General features: G+C 61.5%; 15 protein-coding genes. 7 read left to right on the top strand and 8 right to left on the bottom strand.

The genetic code is table 11. The features are described from left to right. The first annotated feature begins 29 nt into the window (after positions 1-29). Positions 30-1,457 (top strand): ATP-binding protein, encoded by a 1,428-nt coding sequence (locus tag KHP07_RS14790; protein ID WP_214497477.1) that lies wholly within the window; start codon positions 30-32, stop codon positions 1,455-1,457. Positions 1,458-1,519: 62 nt separating this feature from the next. Here the strand turns inward: KHP07_RS14790 and KHP07_RS14785 are convergent, their stop codons facing one another. After that, on the bottom strand, positions 1,520-2,449 hold the full coding sequence (locus KHP07_RS14785) for an AraC family transcriptional regulator (RefSeq protein ID WP_078050038.1): 930 nt from the start codon (positions 2,447-2,449) through the stop codon (positions 1,520-1,522). A gap of 326 nt (positions 2,450-2,775) precedes the next feature. Between KHP07_RS14785 and KHP07_RS14780 the strand changes: the two genes are divergently transcribed. Together KHP07_RS14780 and KHP07_RS14775 are read left to right on the top strand one after the other, a co-directional pair. After that, positions 2,776-3,117, top strand: a complete 342-nt coding sequence (locus KHP07_RS14780) for an antibiotic biosynthesis monooxygenase family protein (RefSeq protein WP_065925866.1) — start codon at positions 2,776-2,778, stop codon at positions 3,115-3,117. An 11-nt stretch (positions 3,118-3,128) separates the two neighbouring features. Further along, positions 3,129-3,407, top strand: coding sequence for a hypothetical protein (locus KHP07_RS14775; RefSeq protein WP_078050037.1), 279 nt, complete (start codon positions 3,129-3,131; stop codon positions 3,405-3,407). 125 nt (positions 3,408-3,532) lie between these two features. Here KHP07_RS14775 and KHP07_RS14770 read toward each other — a convergent pair whose 3' ends face one another. From KHP07_RS14770 to KHP07_RS14750, 5 genes are all read right to left on the bottom strand, one after another. Next, a complete protein-coding gene (locus KHP07_RS14770) occupies positions 3,533-4,165 on the bottom strand; it encodes a flavin reductase family protein (protein ID WP_078050036.1) in 633 nt (210 codons plus the stop codon). A 152-nt stretch (positions 4,166-4,317) separates the two neighbouring features. Next, on the bottom strand, positions 4,318-5,637 hold the full coding sequence (locus KHP07_RS14765; RefSeq protein WP_099494267.1) for an MFS transporter: 1,320 nt from the start codon (positions 5,635-5,637) through the stop codon (positions 4,318-4,320). A gap of 278 nt (positions 5,638-5,915) precedes the next feature. Then, on the bottom strand, positions 5,916-7,241 hold the full coding sequence (gene mifR, locus KHP07_RS14760; RefSeq protein WP_100492209.1) for a two-component system response regulator MifR: 1,326 nt from the start codon (positions 7,239-7,241) through the stop codon (positions 5,916-5,918). After that, the gene (locus KHP07_RS14755; RefSeq protein ID WP_214497476.1) at positions 7,235-9,001 is read right to left on the bottom strand and encodes a sensor histidine kinase; all 1,767 of its coding nucleotides are present in this window, start codon (positions 8,999-9,001) and stop codon (positions 7,235-7,237) included. Before KHP07_RS14755 ends, mifR begins: the two co-directional genes overlap by 7 nt. A gap of 103 nt (positions 9,002-9,104) precedes the next feature. Beyond that, on the bottom strand, positions 9,105-10,628 hold the full coding sequence (locus tag KHP07_RS14750) for a fumarate hydratase (RefSeq protein WP_214497415.1): 1,524 nt from the start codon (positions 10,626-10,628) through the stop codon (positions 9,105-9,107). A gap of 228 nt (positions 10,629-10,856) precedes the next feature. Here KHP07_RS14750 and KHP07_RS14745 point away from each other — a divergent pair, with 228 nt between their 5' ends. Both KHP07_RS14745 and KHP07_RS14740 read left to right on the top strand, forming a co-directional pair. Next, the gene (locus tag KHP07_RS14745) at positions 10,857-11,789 is read left to right on the top strand and encodes an iron-sulfur-binding ferredoxin reductase (protein WP_214497414.1); all 933 of its coding nucleotides are present in this window, start codon (positions 10,857-10,859) and stop codon (positions 11,787-11,789) included. A gap of 30 nt (positions 11,790-11,819) precedes the next feature. Further along, on the top strand, positions 11,820-12,569 hold the full coding sequence (locus KHP07_RS14740) for an enoyl-CoA hydratase-related protein (protein WP_214497413.1): 750 nt from the start codon (positions 11,820-11,822) through the stop codon (positions 12,567-12,569). Positions 12,570-12,683: 114 nt separating this feature from the next. Here the strand turns inward: KHP07_RS14740 and pyk are convergent, their stop codons facing one another. Continuing rightward, positions 12,684-14,135: a pyruvate kinase gene (gene pyk / locus KHP07_RS14735; RefSeq protein WP_078050031.1), complete on the bottom strand. Its 1,452-nt coding sequence runs from the start codon at positions 14,133-14,135 to the stop codon at positions 12,684-12,686. A gap of 173 nt (positions 14,136-14,308) precedes the next feature. On the opposite strand from pyk, the gene KHP07_RS14730 reads away from it, so the two are divergent. Both KHP07_RS14730 and KHP07_RS14725 read left to right on the top strand, forming a co-directional pair. Next, positions 14,309-14,683, top strand: coding sequence for a tol-pal system YbgF family protein (locus KHP07_RS14730; protein WP_025854787.1), 375 nt, complete (start codon positions 14,309-14,311; stop codon positions 14,681-14,683). A gap of 226 nt (positions 14,684-14,909) precedes the next feature. Next, positions 14,910-15,269 (top strand): PilZ domain-containing protein, encoded by a 360-nt coding sequence (locus KHP07_RS14725; protein ID WP_078050030.1) that lies wholly within the window; start codon positions 14,910-14,912, stop codon positions 15,267-15,269. A gap of 63 nt (positions 15,270-15,332) precedes the next feature. Here KHP07_RS14725 and KHP07_RS14720 read toward each other — a convergent pair whose 3' ends face one another. Next, a complete protein-coding gene (locus KHP07_RS14720) occupies positions 15,333-16,664 on the bottom strand; it encodes a DUF58 domain-containing protein (RefSeq protein ID WP_078050029.1) in 1,332 nt (443 codons plus the stop codon). Between the last annotated feature and the right edge of the window lie 6 nt (positions 16,665-16,670).

Raw genomic sequence — 16,670 nt, 5'->3', positions numbered from 1 at the left:
ACCTGACCGAGCACCGCCGTCGCTTTCCGGTGCCGCGCTCGTTGCTGGGGCGCATGCTGATGCTGACGCTGCTGGCCGTGTTGTTTGCCCAGGCGCTGTCCAGCGTGATCTGGGTGTCGCAGTTGCGCGCCACCCAGCTCGAAGGCCTGGTCACCAGCGCCCGTAGCCTGGCGCATTCGATGACGGCCAGCGTCAGTTATTTCCGTTCGCTGCCGGTGGCTTATCGGCCGTTGGTCCTCGATCAATTGCGCAGCATGGGCGGCACCCGGTTTGTCGTGACCCTCAATGATCGCCCGCTGGACATGCAGGTATTACCGGAAACGCCACGCAAACAGGCGGTACTGGTCGCGGTGGACGAGGTGCTGCGCCAGACCCTGGGTGCCGACGTGGACATCTCGGTGGAGTTCGTCAGCGCTGAAGACCTGCGGATCTTCAATGCCGGGCTCAAACTCGATGAGCTGCCACGCTCTTGGGCCCATTATGCGTTGACCCTGGAACCGGTGAACCCACCGGTATTGGTCACCCAGATCCAGCTTGCCCCCGGCGAATGGCTGTACATCGCCTCGCTGTTGCCCGAGCCCTACACCAGCCTTGAAGAACAAGGCCTGCCGTCCCAGCAAGTGTGGTTTATCGTGCTGACCAGCGGCTTCCTGCTGTTGTTCATCGGCCTGCTGGTGCACTGGCAAAGCCGGCCACTCAAACGCCTGGCGCGGGCGGCGCGGGACATGTCCCTGGGCGCCGATGTAGAACCGGTGGCCGAAGGCGGTGGCAGCGAAGTGGTGGAAGTGGGCCGCGCCTTTAATGCGATGCGCGAACGCATCAGCCGTTACCTGACCGAACGCAGCCAGTTGTTCAGCGCGATTTCCCACGACTTGCGCACGCCCATCACCCGTCTGCGCCTGCGTGTGGAATTGCTTGAAGACGAGAACCTGCAAGCCAAATTCGGCCGTGACCTGGATGAGCTGGAGCTACTGGTGAAGGGCGCGCTGCAGTGCGTGAAAGACACGGATATCCACGAAAACATCGAGCCGGTCGACCTGAACCACGTGCTCGACTGCCTGGTGGAGCCGTACCTGGCGCCGAACGGCAATGGTCGGGTCACCCAACACGGCCGAGCGCTGAGCGCCTATCCGGGCAAGCCGCTGGCGCTCAAGCGTTGCATTGGCAACCTGATCGACAACGCGTTGAAGTACGGTCAGAACGCCCACCTGTACATCGAGGACGATGGCGCGGAGTTCATCCTGCACGTGGATGACGAAGGCCCCGGGGTGCCGGAGCAGCGTCTTGAGCAGGTGTTCGAACCGCACTTTCGCCTGGCCGGGCAGCAACAGGGCTACGGCCTGGGATTGGGGATTGCCCGCAACATTGCCCATAGCCATGGCGGTGAAGTGAGTTTGCAGAATCTGCGCGAGGGAGGGTTGCGGGTGACCTTGCAGCTACCCCGCGGTCTGGACTGAATAAACACAAAACCCATGTGGGAGCGTCGAACCGCCGCTCCCACATTTTGATCTCCGTTGAGTCAGATGCTTTGGCGCAATCGGGCCAGGTCTCTCAGCGGCGGCGCGCCGAACAATCGGCTGTACTCGCGGCTGAACTGTGACGGGCTTTCATACCCCACGCGATACCCGGCCGCCGACGCTTCCAGTCCTTCGGCAATCATCAATCGCCGCGCTTCCTGCAGGCGCAGTTGCTTCTGGTATTGCAGCGGGCTCATGGCGGTGATCGCCTTGAAACGGTGGTGCAGGGTCGAGACGCTGAGGTTGACTTCCTTGGCCAGGTCATCGATGCGCAGCGGTTGTTCGTAGTTGCCATTGAGCCACTTGATCGCCTGGCTGACGCGGTGGCTCTGACTGTTGGCCACGGCAATTTCATACAGCCGATAACCTTGCGGGCCGCGCAACAGGCGATAAAGAATTTCGCGGTTGATCAGGGGCGCGAGCATGGCGATGTCTTTGGGTGTATCGAGCAGGCGCGCCAGGCGCAGCACCGCGTCGAGCAATTGGTTGTCGATGCGGTCGACGTACATGCCACGTGACGTCGGTCGTGACGGCACGCCCATTGGGCCTGCCTCGGCGATCAAGGCCGTCAGTTGCGCCGGGTCGATATTGATGCGCACCGACAGGTTCGGGTCCTCCGGCGTGGCCTCGATGATCCGGCCGGCCACCGGCATGGCGACCGAGAACACCAAGTAGTTGAGCGGGTCGTAGGCGAATATTTCATCCGCCAGGCGCACTTCCTTGCTGCCGCTGGCAAGAATGCACAGGGCTGGCTCGACCAGCACCGGCATGAAATCGCGCGGTGTGTTGTGGCGGTTCAGGTACAAGGTCGTGATCGCCGTGCCATAGGAACCGTCTTCCCAGGTATGGCGATGCACGATACCGGCAAGCTCCGCGCGTTGCTTTTCCATTTCGGCATCGAGGGGAATGGACTTGGTTTCGGGCGACGGCATGGGGCGACCTCTACACACTTTTTTGATGGGCTCAGCTTAGCGGTGGCGGTTAGAGAGTGTTATGTCGATTCTGCACAATCCTTGCCTGATCCTGCGACACATCGTGAATCAGGCAAGCACCGGGCCTGTCATCTCCCTGAAACAAGGCGTTTGCCCGTGGAATAAAACCGGTGGCCGAACGTCCTGTCTACGCTATTCGCAGGATTGTGCAATAAGCCGGCAGGAATCGACTAACCGCGTCCATACCCGCGCCGTTATCTTTGATCCTGTGGCAACACGCCCTCACAGTGCTTGCCGAGCATCACTTCTCAACGGGAGAGTCGAACATGTCCACCCCCATTCCCGCGAGCCATATGGCCTTTATCCGCGCCCGCACCGGGTGCAGCACCGAACTCGGTGCACGCTTGAGCAGTTTGATCGAACCGGGCCGTCAGGCTCAGGGTTGCCTGCAATTCTCGTTGCAGCATTCCCAGGTCGATCCCGATGTCTGGTTGATCTCCGGCTTCTGGAGCAGCGAGCAGGCGATGAGCGCCTACTTCAACTCTCCAGCGCTGATGATCTTCACCGAGTTGTTGAACGATATGGTCGTGCGCAGCATGGACTTCCAGACCTTCACCGATGCATCCGCCGCCAATGCCTACGGCGAGTACCTGCAACTCGCCGGCTGATCAGGTTTAGAATGGCCGACTTTCCATTGGCCAGGACCTGCAACATGGCACGTAAACAATTTGCCCACCACGAAGCCGTTTCCGCGGTAGTACCGGGTGAGGGTGGCTACAGCGCCGCCGTCGCCGTCAAGGCACTGGATGGCATGGGCGCACCGCAGTTTCACAAGATCCTTGATGGACAAAAGTTCAAGACCGCCTCCGATGCCGACGATGCGGCGACCCTGCAGCTTGAATGCTTGGTCGATGTGGATGAAGACGGTCAACTGTCTTGGGCCACTGCTGCCAACTAAAGAACGCTGCTGATTCAACTGTGGGAGCGGGCTTGCTCGCGAATGCGGCGTGTCAGTCGATACGGCTGTGACTGATCCACCGCTTTCGCGAGCAAACCCGCTCCCACAGGTTTATTGCCTTGCAGTCAGCGTGGTGTTGCACCTGGGCGATACATCTTGAACAGGGCTTCGGGGCCCAGTTGGAAGTAATCCGCCGGGCCGCCACCGCGCAGGATCGGCTCGGCGGCGGCAGTGTCGTAGACCCCATCCTTGAGCAGCCACTTGGCAATGTGCACCGCGACCACCTCGCCCAACACCAGCCAGCTAGGCACCAATGCCTTGTCGGCGCGCTGAAGCTGGATGATCTGCGTGACCTTGCACTCGAACGACACCGGGCTCTCGCCCACCCGTGGTACGCCAACAATCTTCGACGCCACCGGCGTCAGGCCGGACAGCTCGAACTCGTTGACCTCGGGGGAAACGGCGGCGCAGCTCTGGTTCATCTGCTCGGCCAGCGGGCGGGTGGCCAGGTTCCAGACAAACTCGCCGGTCTGTTCGATGTTGTTCAGGCTGTCTTTGCGCCCGACACTGGAAAACCCAATGATCGGCGGAATGTAGTTGAACGCATTGAAGAAACTGTAGGGCGCCAGGTTCAGGCGGCCTTCGCTGTCGTGGGACGAAATCCAGCCGATCGGACGCGGCCCGACAATGGCATTGAACGGGTCATGCGGCAGGCCGTGGCCGTTGGCGGGTTCGTAGAAATGGATATCGTCGGACATGGCCTGTTCTGCTCTCGGTTTCGGGACCAGCATCATACCCAATGTGGGAGCGGGCTTGCCCGCGAATACGGTGGTTCAGTCTCTACAATCGTTGACTGACACACCGCTTTCGCGGGCAAGCCCGCTCCCACATTTTGAACGGCGTTCAACGGTTAGTCGGTGGTGATACGCGAGTGCTTACGCGTGTCCTTCATGGTCACGTAGACCACCAGCGACACCGCAATACACGCCGTCACATACCAGTAGTAGCCGGTTTCCATGCCGATGCTCTTGAACCACAGCGCGATGTATTCAGCAGTACCGCCAAAGATCGAGACGGTCAGGGCGTACGGCAGGCCCACACCCAGGGCGCGGATTTCGGTCGGGAACAGTTCGGCTTTCACCACGGCGTTGATCGAGGTGTAGCCGCTGACGATGATCAGCGCCGCCATGATCAGGAAGAACGCGCCCCACCAGCTCTGGATGGTGTGCAGGGTGGTGAGGATCGGCACGGTGAACAGGGTGCCGAGGATGCCGAAGGCGATCAGGATCGGCCGACGACCGACTTTATCCGACAGCCCACCGATGATCGGTTGCAGGCACATGAACAGGAACAGCGTCGCCGCCGAGATGGTGGTGGAGTCGGAAATGCTCATGCCGACAGTGTTCACCAGGTATTTCTGCATGTAGGTGGTGTAGGTGTAGAACGCCAGCGTACCGCCCATGGTCAGGCCGACCACGGTCAACAGTTCCTTGGGATGGCGCATCAAGGTGCGCATCGCGCTTTCCTTGGCTTTTTCCTTCTTGGTGAACGACTCGGTTTCTTCCATGCCGCGACGCAGGTACAGCGCAACCACCGCGCACAGGGCACCGATGGCAAACGGGATACGCCAGCCCCAGGCATACAGCTGCTCGGTGGTGAGCAATTGTTGCAGCACGATCAATACACCCAGGGCGATGAGCTGGCCAGAGATCAGGGTTACGTATTGGAAGCTGGAGTAGAAACCACGGCGTTCCTTGGTCGCCATCTCACTGAGGTAGGTGGCGGAGGTACCGTATTCACCGCCGACCGACAGGCCCTGCAGCAAACGGGCAAATACCAGCAAGACCGGTGCGCCGATACCAATGACTTCATAGCCAGGGCTCAGGGCGATCAGCAACGAGCCGAAGCACATCAGGTAGACCGAGGCCATCAAGGCCTTTTTACGCCCGACTTTGTCAGCGTACAGGCCCATCAGCCAGCCACCGATCGGGCGCATCAGGAAGCCGACGGCAAAGATCGCGGCGGTGTTGAGCAGCTGGGCGGTGGTGTCGCCTTTCGGGAAGAAGGTTTTTGCGAAGTACAACGAGAAGGCGGCGTAGACGTACCAGTCGTACCACTCGACCATGTTGCCGACGGAACCACTGAAAATCGATTTGATACGGCTGGAGGTGGTGCGTTCTTTCGCCGGCGCTGCCGCCGACCCCAGAGGCAAGGTGTTGGAGTTATCCATTGAAGGATCCTTCATCTAGTTGTTTTTATGGAGCGTGCTTGAGCACTGCCTGGCTGGGGCTATAGCAGGAGCTGTGCCAGGTGGATGAAGGCCCGGTCTAGAAGGGTTGCGGGTTTTTTGTGAGCGGAAAGTTGCTGACATTTATCGGGTGATGAGCGGAAATCCGCTTATGGCTGCCGACGCCATCACAGGCAAGCCCACCTCTAAAATGCATTCCTGAAGGAGCCAGCTTGCCGGCGATAGCGTCCTCAAACGCACCAGCGCCAGCAAGACGGGCCCTACAGGAAGGTCTCCCGCACGAGCCCATGACGCTGCATTTTTTCATTGAAGGTGCGCCGAGGCAGTTGCAGTTCAGCCAGCACCGCCTTGATATCGCCCTTGTGCCGGGTCAACGCCGCTTTCAGGCAGTGAGCCTCGAAGGCCTCCTGCTGCGCAGCCAGGGATTGCCCGGCCTCGATGCCTTCCGGTTCCGGTTCGCCAAGCCCCAGCACCTGGCGTTCGGCGACGTTGGCCAGTTCACGCACGTTGCCTGGCCAGTCATGGCTGAGCAGGCGCCCCAGTTGTGCGCCACTCAGGGGCTCAACGCTGCGGCCCAGGCGTTCGGCAGCACTCTGAGCAAAGTGGTCGAACAGCAGGGGGATATCTTCGCGACGGTCACGCAAGGGCGGCAGGCGCAGTTGCGCGACATTCAAGCGATAGGCCAGGTCTTCGCGAAAACGCCCGGCGCGGGCCTCTTCCAGCAGGTCCGGCTTGGTGGCGGCGATGATGCGCAGGTCCACGTGGATACTTTGGTTGGAGCCCAGCCGCTCCAGTTTCTGCTCCTGCAGTACGCGCAGCAATTTCACTTGCTGGGCCAGGGGCATGCTTTCGATTTCGTCCAGGAACAGCGTGCCACCGTGGGCGTATTCCAGTTTACCGATGCGCTTGCCCTGGGCGCCGGTGAACGCGCCGCTTTCGTGGCCGAACAGCTCGGCCTCAAACAGTTGCTCGGGGATCGCTGCACAGTTGAGCGCCACAAAGGGCTTCTTCGCCCGCGGGCCGAAATCATGCAGGCAGCGGGCGACGAGCTCCTTGCCGCTGCCGGTCTCTCCACGGATCAGTACGTTGACCGGCAGGCTCGCCAGGTCCAGCACCTGGCGGCGCAAGGTGTGCAAACCCCGGGACACGCCCAGCAGCGTCGATTCCAACTGCGCCCGATGGTCAGCCTGTTGATGCAGGCGGCGGTTTTCCAGGATCAAGCCACGCTTGTCCAGGGCACGGCGCAAGCTGTTGAGCAGGGCGTCGGGGCTGAAGGGTTTTTCCAGGAAGTCGTAGGCACCGTCGCGCATGGCTTCGACGGCCATCGGCACATCGCCATGGCCGGTGAGCAGGATCACCGGTAAATCAGCATCGCGGCGCTGAACTTCGGCCAACAGCTCCAGGCCGCTGAGACCCGGCATGCGCACATCGCTCAAGATGACCCCGGGAAAATCCTTGGGCAGTTGCGCCAGGCACGCCTCGGCGCGGCTGAACAACTGCACCTCAAACCCCGACAAGCTCAACCATTGTTCGACAGCCGTACGAATGCTGGCTTCGTCATCGACCACAATCACCGCGTTCAACATAGGTCGGGCGTCTCCAGGGCGATAGGCAGGGTCAGGCTAAACACCGCGCCGTCGCCACGGTTGCCGGCGATCAGGCGTCCGCCCAATTCGTGCACGATAGCGTAGGACACCGCCAGCCCCAAGCCGAGCCCGTCGCCCACGGGCTTGGTGGTGAAGAACGGGTCGAACACGCTGTTCAAATGCTCCTCGGCAATCCCGCCGCCACTGTCGCTGACGGTGAGCTGCCACAGCTGTTGATCGGCATGCAGGCGGATTTCCAGGCGCTTGCGCGGCTTGTCGGCCATGGCGTCCAGCGCATTGCGTAGCAGGTTGATCAACACCTGCTCCAGGCGGATTGCATCACCGCGCACCCAGGCAGGGCGGGTCAGGTCGAGCACCACGCCGATGGCTTCATCACGCAAGCGCGCGTCGAGCAGGTGCAAGGATTGATCAACCACCGTGGCCAGGTCCAGGCGTTCACGCAGGCCGCTCGGGCTTTTGCGCGCGAAGGTCTTGAGGTGGCCGGTGAGTGCGGCCATGCGCGTGAGCATGTCGTCCAGTGGCGTGAGTGCCTGGTAAGCGTCGTCGACCCGACCGTGATCCAGCAGCAGGCGCAAGGTGGCCAGCTGCATACGCTGCGCCGTCAGCGGTTGATTGATCTCGTGGGCGAGGGCCGCAGACATCTGCCCCAGCGCTGCCAGCTTGGCCGATTGCACCAGGCCATCCTGGGCGGTGCGCAGCGCCTGGGTGCGCTCTTCCACCAGTTGCTCAAGCTCTTCGCGACTGCGCTGACGCAAACGGGCCAGGCGCCAGCGCTGCGTCAGGAACAGCACCAGGAACACCAGCGCCAGCCAGGATCCGGCGGCGGCCAGGCCAGCGTTGCGCTGATCTTCAAAGGCGAACTGCGGCTTGCGCAGCAGGTGCAGGGTCCAGCCTTCGGCTTTGAGTGGCAGGGATTCCCAGATGTAATTGGCGTTGCCATCGGGGCCGTTGACGCGCATCAGGTGACTGTTTTCGTCAAAACGCCGCAGGGTCTGAGTCTCCAGCGGTTGCAGTTGTTTTTTGTCGTATTGGCGAGTGGCCTTCAATTCGGCGAGGTCGCTGGCCGACAACGGCCGCAGGTTGCGATAACGCCAGCCCGGTTGATTGGCGATAAACACGATGCCACGTGCGTCGCTGACCAGCAGCAGGTCATTGCCCTGGGCCCACTCGCGCTCAAGCTCGGGGAACTCCAGCTTGACGACCATGGCGCCGAGGAACTGTTCGTGTTCATCCAGCACCGCGCTGGAGAGGAAGTAACCGGGGATGCCGGTCGTCACGCCCACTGCATAAAACCGCCCGGTGCCCTGGCTCAAGGTCTGGCTGAAGTAGGGCCGGAACGCGTAGTTATGCCCCACATAACTGCTCGGCAGGTTCCAATTGCTGGCGGCCACGGCCAGGCCAGTGCGGTCCATCAGTTCCAGGGTGGAGGATTGCGCGGCGCCGTTGATGCGTTCCAGCTTGCGGTTGAGCAGGTCCTGGGTGGTTGCGTCCAGCGGGCCCTTCAAGGCATTGATCATCTCCGAGTCCAACGCCAGCACGGCGGGCAGGGCGCGGTAGCGTTCGATCAGGGTATGCAGGGAGTTGCCATACAGCGTGAGCTGCTGATTGGCGCGGGCAGCATCGTCTACCAGGGCCTGGCGTTCGGCATGGCGAGTGGCCAGGGTTGCGGCCAGTAGCGCGCCAGCGATGATCAGCAGGGAATAGAAGGTCAGGCGCAGTGGGCGAGGGATGACGATCATACGGTGATGGGCAGGCACGGTAAGGGAGTGCACCATACCATGTGCCATAAAAAAGGCGACTGGGCCATGGCCACAGTCGCCTTTATGTTTGCAGGGGAAGCGCTTACTGCACTTCTACCGCCAGGCTTTCACTGATCTTTTTCTGCCAGATGGCAGGACCGGTAATGTGCACGGATTCGCCCTTGCTATCGACCGCAACGGTCACCGGCATGTCTTTCACGTCGAACTCGTAGATCGCTTCCATGCCCAGTTCGGCGAAGGCAACAACGCGCGATTTCTTGATGGCTTGCGCTACCAGGTAAGCGGCGCCACCGACGGCCATCAGGTATACGGCTTTGTGGTCCTTGATCGCTTCGATGGCGGTCGGGCCGCGCTCGGATTTGCCGATCATGCCCAGCAGGCCGGTTTGCTCGAGGATCTGACGGGTGAACTTGTCCATCCGCGTCGCGGTGGTCGGGCCGGCCGGGCCAACCACTTCTTCGCGCACCGGATCAACCGGGCCGACGTAGTAGATGAAGCGGCCCTTGAGGTCCACCGGCAGGCTTTCGCCCTTGTTCAGCATTTCGACCATGCGCTTGTGCGCAGCGTCGCGACCGGTGAGCATCTTACCGTTGAGCAACACGGTTTCGCCCGGCTGCCAGCTCTGCACTTCTTCCGGCGTCAGGGTATCGAGATTGACGCGACGGGCCGATGGGCCGGCTTCCCAGACGATTTCCGGGTAGGCGTCCAGCGGTGGCGCTTCCAGCGAGGCCGGGCCCGAGCCGTCGAGCACAAAGTGCGCGTGACGGGTGGCGGCGCAGTTGGGGATCATGCACACCGGCAGGGAGGCGGCGTGGGTCGGGTAGTCCATGATCTTCACGTCGAGCACGGTGGTCAGGCCACCCAGGCCCTGGGCGCCGATGCCCAGTTGGTTGACCTTCTCGAACAGCTCCAGGCGCATCTCTTCGATACGGTTCTGCGGGCCGCGCTTCTTCAGCTCGTGGATGTCGATGGACTCCATCAACACTTCCTTGGCCATGACGGCGGCTTTCTCGGCGGTGCCGCCGATGCCGATGCCGAGCATGCCCGGTGGGCACCAGCCGGCGCCCATGGTCGGAACGGTCTTGAGCACCCAGTCGACGATCGAGTCGGACGGGTTGAGCATGGCCATTTTCGACTTGTTCTCGGAACCGCCGCCCTTGGCCGCTACGTCCACTTCCACGGTGTTACCCGGGACGATGGAGTAGTGGATCACCGCCGGGGTGTTGTCCTTGGTGTTCTTGCGCGCGCCTGCCGGGTCGGCCAGGATCGAGGCACGCAGGACGTTTTCCGGCAGGTTGTAGGCGCGACGCACGCCTTCGTTGATCATGTCGTCCAGGCCCATGGTGGCGCCATCCCAACGTACGTCCATGCCCACGCGCACGAACACGGTGACGATACCGGTGTCCTGGCAGATCGGGCGATGGCCGGTGGCGCACATGCGCGAGTTGATCAGAATCTGGGCGATGGAGTCACGGGCCGCTGGCGATTCTTCGCGCAGGTAGGCTTCGTGCATGGCCTGGATGAAATCAACGGGGTGGTAATAGGAAATGAATTGCAGGGCGTCGGCAACGCTCTGAATCAGGTCGTCTTGCTTGATCACGGTCATGAGTCGCGCTCCTCTATAAGGGAACATTCAATAAAGGTGGGCTCAGTGAAGTGCATCGGTCGGCTGAGCCCACCTTTCCAAGGCGCGTCGCCAAGAAGAGCAAGTATTGTTGGCGCGACGCTAAAAAGGCGCGGCAGTATAACCCGGCGCGGTGGCCGATACACCCGACTATGGTCAAACTGTCGCAGGCATGATTCCCTGTGCACGCCCCTTGTGATGAGTCCTTATATGCCTGAACTGTACGTCGGCGAGCGCCATTGGTCGGTACCGGCCGGCAGCAACCTGCTGGATGCCTTGAACCAGGCGGGTGTGGCCGTGCCCTACAGTTGCCGTGCCGGCAGTTGCCATGCGTGCCTGGTGCGTTGCGCGGGGGAGGTCGAGGACACGCAGCCCGATGCCCTGAGCCCGGCGCAGCGCCAGGAGGGCTGGCGATTGGCGTGCCAGTGCCAGGTGAGCGGGGACCTGCGCGTCGAAACCTTTGATCCTACGCGTGATGGGTTGCCGGCCCAGGTGGTGGGTATCGATTGGTTGAGCCCGAGTGTGCTGCGCTTGCGCCTGCAACCCGAACGAGGCCTGCGCTACCGGGCTGGGCAGCATCTGGTGTTGTGGGCGGGACAAGTGGCGCGGCCCTATTCCCTGGCGAGCTTGCCCCAGGATGACCCATTCCTGGAGTTTCACCTCGATTGCCGTCTGCCTGGCGAATTCAGTGATCTTGCCCGCCAGTTGCAGCTGGGCGACCGTTTGCGGCTGGGCGAACTGCGCGGCGGCGCGCTGCAATACGATCCCGACTGGCAAAGCCGACCGCTGTGGCTGCTGGCGTCCGGCACCGGCCTTGGCCCTCTTTGGGGCGTGTTGCGTGAGGCCTTGCGCCAGGATCATCAGGGCGACATCCGCGTGATTCACCTGGCCCATGATGCCGAGAGCCATTACCTGGCCGAACCCTTGGCGGCACTGGCTGCACAGCATTCCAACCTGACGGTGGAGCTGTGGACGGCGGCGCAGGCGACCCAGGCATTGGCGCAACTGCGGCTTGTTTCGCGGCAAACTCTGGCTTTACTCTGCGGGCACCCTGTCAGTGTCGAGGCGTTTTCCAAGCGTTTGTTCCTGGCGGGGCTGCCGCGTAATCAACTGCTGGCGGATGTGTTCCTGCCCCGTGGTTGAGCGCTGAATTTTCCAGCCGCGAGATTCGCCATGACCGACGCCATCCAACAGCTGCGCGAAGGCGGGCTGCTGACCCTGCAGCTCAATCGCCCCGAGAAGAAGAACGCGCTCACTCGAGCCATGTACACGCAACTGGCCGAGGCACTGGAGCAGGCCGACGCGGACGCAGACCTGCGCTGCGTACTGATCCAGGGCAGCAGTGACTGTTTTACCGCCGGCAACGACATCGGCGATTTTCTCGAACAACCGCCCAGCGATCTCGACAGCCCCCCGTTTTACTTCATGAAAAGCCTGCTCAACTGCCGCAAGCCGGTGATTGCTGCGGTGGCGGGCGCAGCGGTGGGCATTGGTACAACCCTGTTGCTGCATTGCGACCTGGTGTACATCAGCCGCGATGCGCGGTTGCGCATGCCGTTTGTCAACCTGGGGCTGTGCCCGGAGTTTGGGTCGAGCCTGATTCTGCCGAGGTTGTTGGGGCACGCAAAGGCTGCGGAATTATTGTTGCTGGGCGAGGGCTTTACCGGCGAACAGGCGGCAGCCTGGGGGATTGCCACGGAGGCGCTGGGTAGCGGCGAGGCGGCGTTGGCCAAGGCGCGGGAGATGGCCGAGCGCTTTGAAAGCCTGGCGCCGGGTGCGGTGCAGGTGACCAAGCAGCTCATGAAGAGCGTGGATCGTGAGCAACTGCGGCAGGTGATTGAGGAGGAGGGGGCGTTGTTTACCCAGCGGTTGAGGTCGCCAGAAGCGATTGCGGCGTTGTCGGGGTTCATCACCCGGCGCTGATCAACCTGTGGGAGCAAGCCCGCTCCCACACTTGACCGAGTTCGACACGAACTCTTGAAATGCAAAAAAGCCCCGCCATTCACAGGGCGGGGCTTTTGTTTTTCAGCGTGTCACTCAGACCTGCGGGTCGCCCACGTGCAGGATCTTCATGCCATTGGTGCCACCGGTGGTGTGGTAGCTGTCGCCCTTGGTCAGGATGACCCAGTCGCCTTTCTCTACGACGCCACGCTTGACCAGCTCGTCGATCGCCTTCTGGCTGACTTCGTTCGGTGCCAGCGAAGCCGGATCGAACGGAACGGTGTACACGCCACGGAACAGCGCGGTGCGCGCCTGGGCTTCACGGTGCGGGGTGAACGCGTAGATCGGCACCGAGGAACGGATGCGCGACATGATCAACGGCGTGTAGCCACTTTCGGTCAAGGCGATGATCGCCTTCACACCGGGGAAGTGGTTCGCGGTGTACATGGCGGCCAGTGCGATGCTCTGGTCGCAGCTTTCGAACTCTTTGCCGATGCGGTGGCTGGAGGTCTTGCTGGTCGGGTGCTTTTCAGCGCCGAGGCAGATACGCGCCATGGCTTGCACGGCTTCCAGCGGGTACGGGCCGGCGGCGCTTTCGGCCGAGAGCATCACGGCGTCGGTGTAGTCGAGCACGGCGTTGGCCACGTCGGACACTTCGGCACGGGTCGGCATAGGGTTCTGGATCATCGACTCCATCATCTGGGTCGCCACGATCACCGCTTTGTTGTGGCGGCGTGCGTGCAGGATGATCTTCTTCTGGATACCGATCAGCTCGGCGTCACCGATTTCTACGCCGAGATCGCCACGGGCAACCATGACCGCATCGGAAGCCTTGATCAGGCCGTCGAGGGTTTCGTCGTCGGCCACGGCTTCGGCACGTTCGATCTTCGCCACCAGCCAGGCGGTACCGCCAGCCTCGTCGCGCAGCTTACGGGCGTATTCCATGTCGGCGGCGTCACGTGGGAAGGACACGGCGAGGTAGTCCACTTCCATTTCGGCGGCGAGCTTGATGTCGGCCTTGTCTTTTTCTGTCAGGGCTGGAGCCGTCAGGCCACCACCACGGCGGTTGATGCCTTTGTGGTCGGACAGCGGGCCGCCGATCAGCACGACGCAGTGCAGTTCGGTAGGGGTCGCGGTTTCGACGCGCATTACTACGCGGCCATCGTCCAGCAGAAGCTCGTCACCGACGCCGCAGTCCTTGACCAGGTCCGGGTAGTCGATACCCACGACTTGCTGGTTGCCTTCGGTCAGCGGGTGGCTGGTGGAGAAGGTGAAGGTGTCACCAATCTTCAGCTCGATCCGCTTGTTGGTGAATTTGGCGATACGGATTTTCGGGCCTTGCAGGTCACCCAGCAGTGCCACGAAGCGGCCGTGCTTGGCGGCCAGGTCACGCACCAACTTGGCGCGAGCCTTGTGCTCGTCCGGGGTGCCGTGGGAGAAGTTCAGACGGGCAACGTCCAAACCAGCCAGAATCAGCTGTTCGAGGACTTCCGGCGAGTTGCTGGCCGGGCCAAGGGTGGCGACGATTTTGGTACGACGGACGGACATGCACAGACTCCTGAGTTCAAGCGCTGAGGAAGGCTACTATGCTCTTTCGTTGTAGTCATTGTTCGTTTGCACTACTTATCGATGATTGACTTGTTTTCGTTGCGGCTGAATACGAACATCCTTGAAGATTTTTGGCGAGGGGTCGATACACTGCACAAGACAGGAGAACCCTCATGCGAATTTTGCTCATTGCTGCCCTGGCCGTCAGTGTTGTCGGCTGCACCCGTTGGTCGATGGACCACCATTTGAACAACGCCTACCGCGCCTACAAGGTCGGTGACTGTGAGCGTGTCACGCTGGAGTTATCCCAGGTCGACCGTGAAAGCCGCACCCGACGTTATGTGCAACCAGAGGTGTCGATGTTGCGCGGGCAATGCCTGGAGCGGCAAAAGCTGTTCGTCGACGCCGTGCAGACCTATCAATTCATCATCAATCAATACCCGTCGAGCGAGTACGCCTACCGTGCTCGCGCACGGCTCGACACCTTGCAACAACTTGGGCATTACCCCGGTGCAAGTGTCGCTCAGCCGCGTCCAGCGTCTTTGTGATGATCTTCGTCATTTCATAACTGGCCCGTTGCCAGTCTTGGGCTATCCTTTGAATGTCCGTTTGTACAAGTTTCAATGCAAACGGATGTGGGTCCAGGACTCGGCGGCTGTCTGGCGGCAGACTGTTGCCTGTTGTCGCACCGAGATCCAGGGGGAACGAGCGTTTTCTGCTGGTTCCGCATCACTGACACGGCCTTATTCATGGCCACTGGATGGCGATCACACCATGTTTACCGACCGACGGATCGAGCGGCATCAGCTACCTTGTTTTCTGCAAGTATTTAACCGGCTCACCGATAGACCCATCGGCTATTTGGGCAATGTCTCGAGAGATGGGCTGATGTTGATCAGCCAATTGCCCATGATGGTCGACGTGGACTTCGAGCTGCGTCTGAAGATCCCCGCCGCTGACGGCACCTTTAATCCCATTGACCTTACGGCGATCTGCCTGTGGAGTCATGAGGATGTCAACCCGCAGCACTACGACTCCGGGTTCAGTGTGCTCCAGGCGCCTGAGGCCTATGGGCAACTCATCGACGTACTGTTGCATTACTTCAGTTTTGATCCTTTGCAGGCTTCGGCCTAGGCACGGCGCGCTGTCGACCCGACCCAGGGAGTTGCTGCCCAGGCCGTAATCGTGCGCCGTTTTTCAAAGCATGCCGGCTTTCTTCCAGCCCAGGTAGCGTGTCACCAGGGCTGGTCCCAGTTCAGATGGCAAGGAGTCCACGACCGACAGGCCTTGGGCGCTGAGGCGCTCATGCAGTTCGTCACGGGTATTCAAGTAGTCGATGGTGCCGCTGTACGCCAATGCTTCGGGCAGGGTTTGCACGGGGGCCTGGCGCAATTGATCGAGTACTTCCTCGCGCAAGCTGGCCACCAGCACCCTATGCTGGCGGCTGATACGCTTGACGGCGGTCAGCAGTTCTTCGTCGTCCTCATCCCGAAGGTTACTGACTACGATCACCAATGCGCGGCGCTTTTGCCGAGCCAGCAACTGGCTGGCCGCCGCCTGATAATCAGCAGCCTTTCGGGTGGTATCCAGGTCGTATACCGCGTTGAGCAGCACATTCAATTGGCTACTGCCTTTGACCGGCGCCAGGTAGCGGGGTTGGTCGCTGGCAAAGGTGCACAGCCCCACTGCATCTCCCTGGCGCAAGGCAACGTAGCTGAGCAACAGGCACGCATTGAGGGCGTGGTCGAAGTGAGACAGTTCGTCATCCTGGCTGCGCATACGCCGGCCGCAATCAAGCATGAAAACGATCTGTTGGTCGCGCTCATCCTGGTATTCACGGGCGATGGGCGTGCGTTGTCGGGCGGTGGCTTTCCAGTCGATCTGGCGCAGGCTGTCGCCGTCGCGAAATTCGCGTAGCTGATGAAACTCCAGCCCTAACCCACGCCGTTGACGTTGACGTACACCCAGTTGGCTCAGCCAGTTGTCCACGCCCAGTAGTTGTGCACCGTACAGCCGGGCGAAATCCGGGTAGACGCGGGTGGTGTCGCTCACCTCGATAGAACGGCGAGCTGACCACAGCCCCATTGGGCTGGGCAAGTGGATTTCGCAGCGGCTGAAGCTGAAGTGCCCGCGCCGCAGGGGACGCAGGCGATACCCCAGGTCACTGCGCTCACCGGGGCGCAGCTCAATGGCTTGGGGCATGCCTTCTACGGTCAACCCGTCGGGGACATGATCGAATACCCGCACAGTCAGTGGCTGCAGGAAGTCATGCTCCAAGGCCAGGCGTACTTCGCCCCAGCGGCCCAGTGCCAGGCTTCCGGGCATTTGCCGCTGCACACGGGGTGATGGGCGGCGTCGCAGGCGCATCGCATCCAGCATCGCCAACAACAACAGCGCCAGTAGCAAGCCCCACGCCACCGAGTGCAAGGTGTCGGGCACTTTGAACTGCAGCGCGGATGCCGCGCCCAGTAGGATGCCCAGTCCCAGCAATACGCCAAGCCAGTTCAACAGCAGACGGTTCGGTTTCATGGGCGA

Source organism: Pseudomonas sp. VS40 (assembly GCF_018587885.1).
GTDB classification, from domain to species: Bacteria; Pseudomonadota; Gammaproteobacteria; order Pseudomonadales; family Pseudomonadaceae; genus Aquipseudomonas; species Aquipseudomonas pergaminensis.
The sequence above is the reverse complement of the archived record's forward strand: the minus strand, read 5'-3'. Positions and strand labels throughout refer to the sequence as shown.

Coding starts and splice junctions, on each gene's coding strand:
- KHP07_RS14785 (WP_078050038.1), bottom strand. CDS start 2,449: ATGCCGTCGCCCGAAACCAAGTCCATTCCCCTCGATGCCGAAATGGAA.
- KHP07_RS14755 (WP_214497476.1), bottom strand. CDS start 9,001: ATGATCGTCATCCCTCGCCCACTGCGCCTGACCTTCTATTCCCTGCTG.
- KHP07_RS14730 (WP_025854787.1), top strand. CDS start 14,309: ATGCGAATTTTGCTCATTGCTGCCCTGGCCGTCAGTGTTGTCGGCTGC.
- mifR (WP_100492209.1), bottom strand. CDS start 7,241: ATGTTGAACGCGGTGATTGTGGTCGATGACGAAGCCAGCATTCGTACG.
- pyk (WP_078050031.1), bottom strand. CDS start 14,135: ATGTCCGTCCGTCGTACCAAAATCGTCGCCACCCTTGGCCCGGCCAGC.
- KHP07_RS14725 (WP_078050030.1), top strand. CDS start 14,910: ATGTTTACCGACCGACGGATCGAGCGGCATCAGCTACCTTGTTTTCTG.
- KHP07_RS14720 (WP_078050029.1), bottom strand. CDS start 16,664: ATGAAACCGAACCGTCTGCTGTTGAACTGGCTTGGCGTATTGCTGGGA.
- KHP07_RS14780 (WP_065925866.1), top strand. CDS start 2,776: ATGTCCACCCCCATTCCCGCGAGCCATATGGCCTTTATCCGCGCCCGC.
- KHP07_RS14740 (WP_214497413.1), top strand. CDS start 11,820: ATGACCGACGCCATCCAACAGCTGCGCGAAGGCGGGCTGCTGACCCTG.
- KHP07_RS14765 (WP_099494267.1), bottom strand. CDS start 5,637: ATGGATAACTCCAACACCTTGCCTCTGGGGTCGGCGGCAGCGCCGGCG.
- KHP07_RS14770 (WP_078050036.1), bottom strand. CDS start 4,165: ATGTCCGACGATATCCATTTCTACGAACCCGCCAACGGCCACGGCCTG.
- KHP07_RS14750 (WP_214497415.1), bottom strand. CDS start 10,628: ATGACCGTGATCAAGCAAGACGACCTGATTCAGAGCGTTGCCGACGCC.
- KHP07_RS14775 (WP_078050037.1), top strand. CDS start 3,129: ATGGCCGACTTTCCATTGGCCAGGACCTGCAACATGGCACGTAAACAA.
- KHP07_RS14745 (WP_214497414.1), top strand. CDS start 10,857: ATGCCTGAACTGTACGTCGGCGAGCGCCATTGGTCGGTACCGGCCGGC.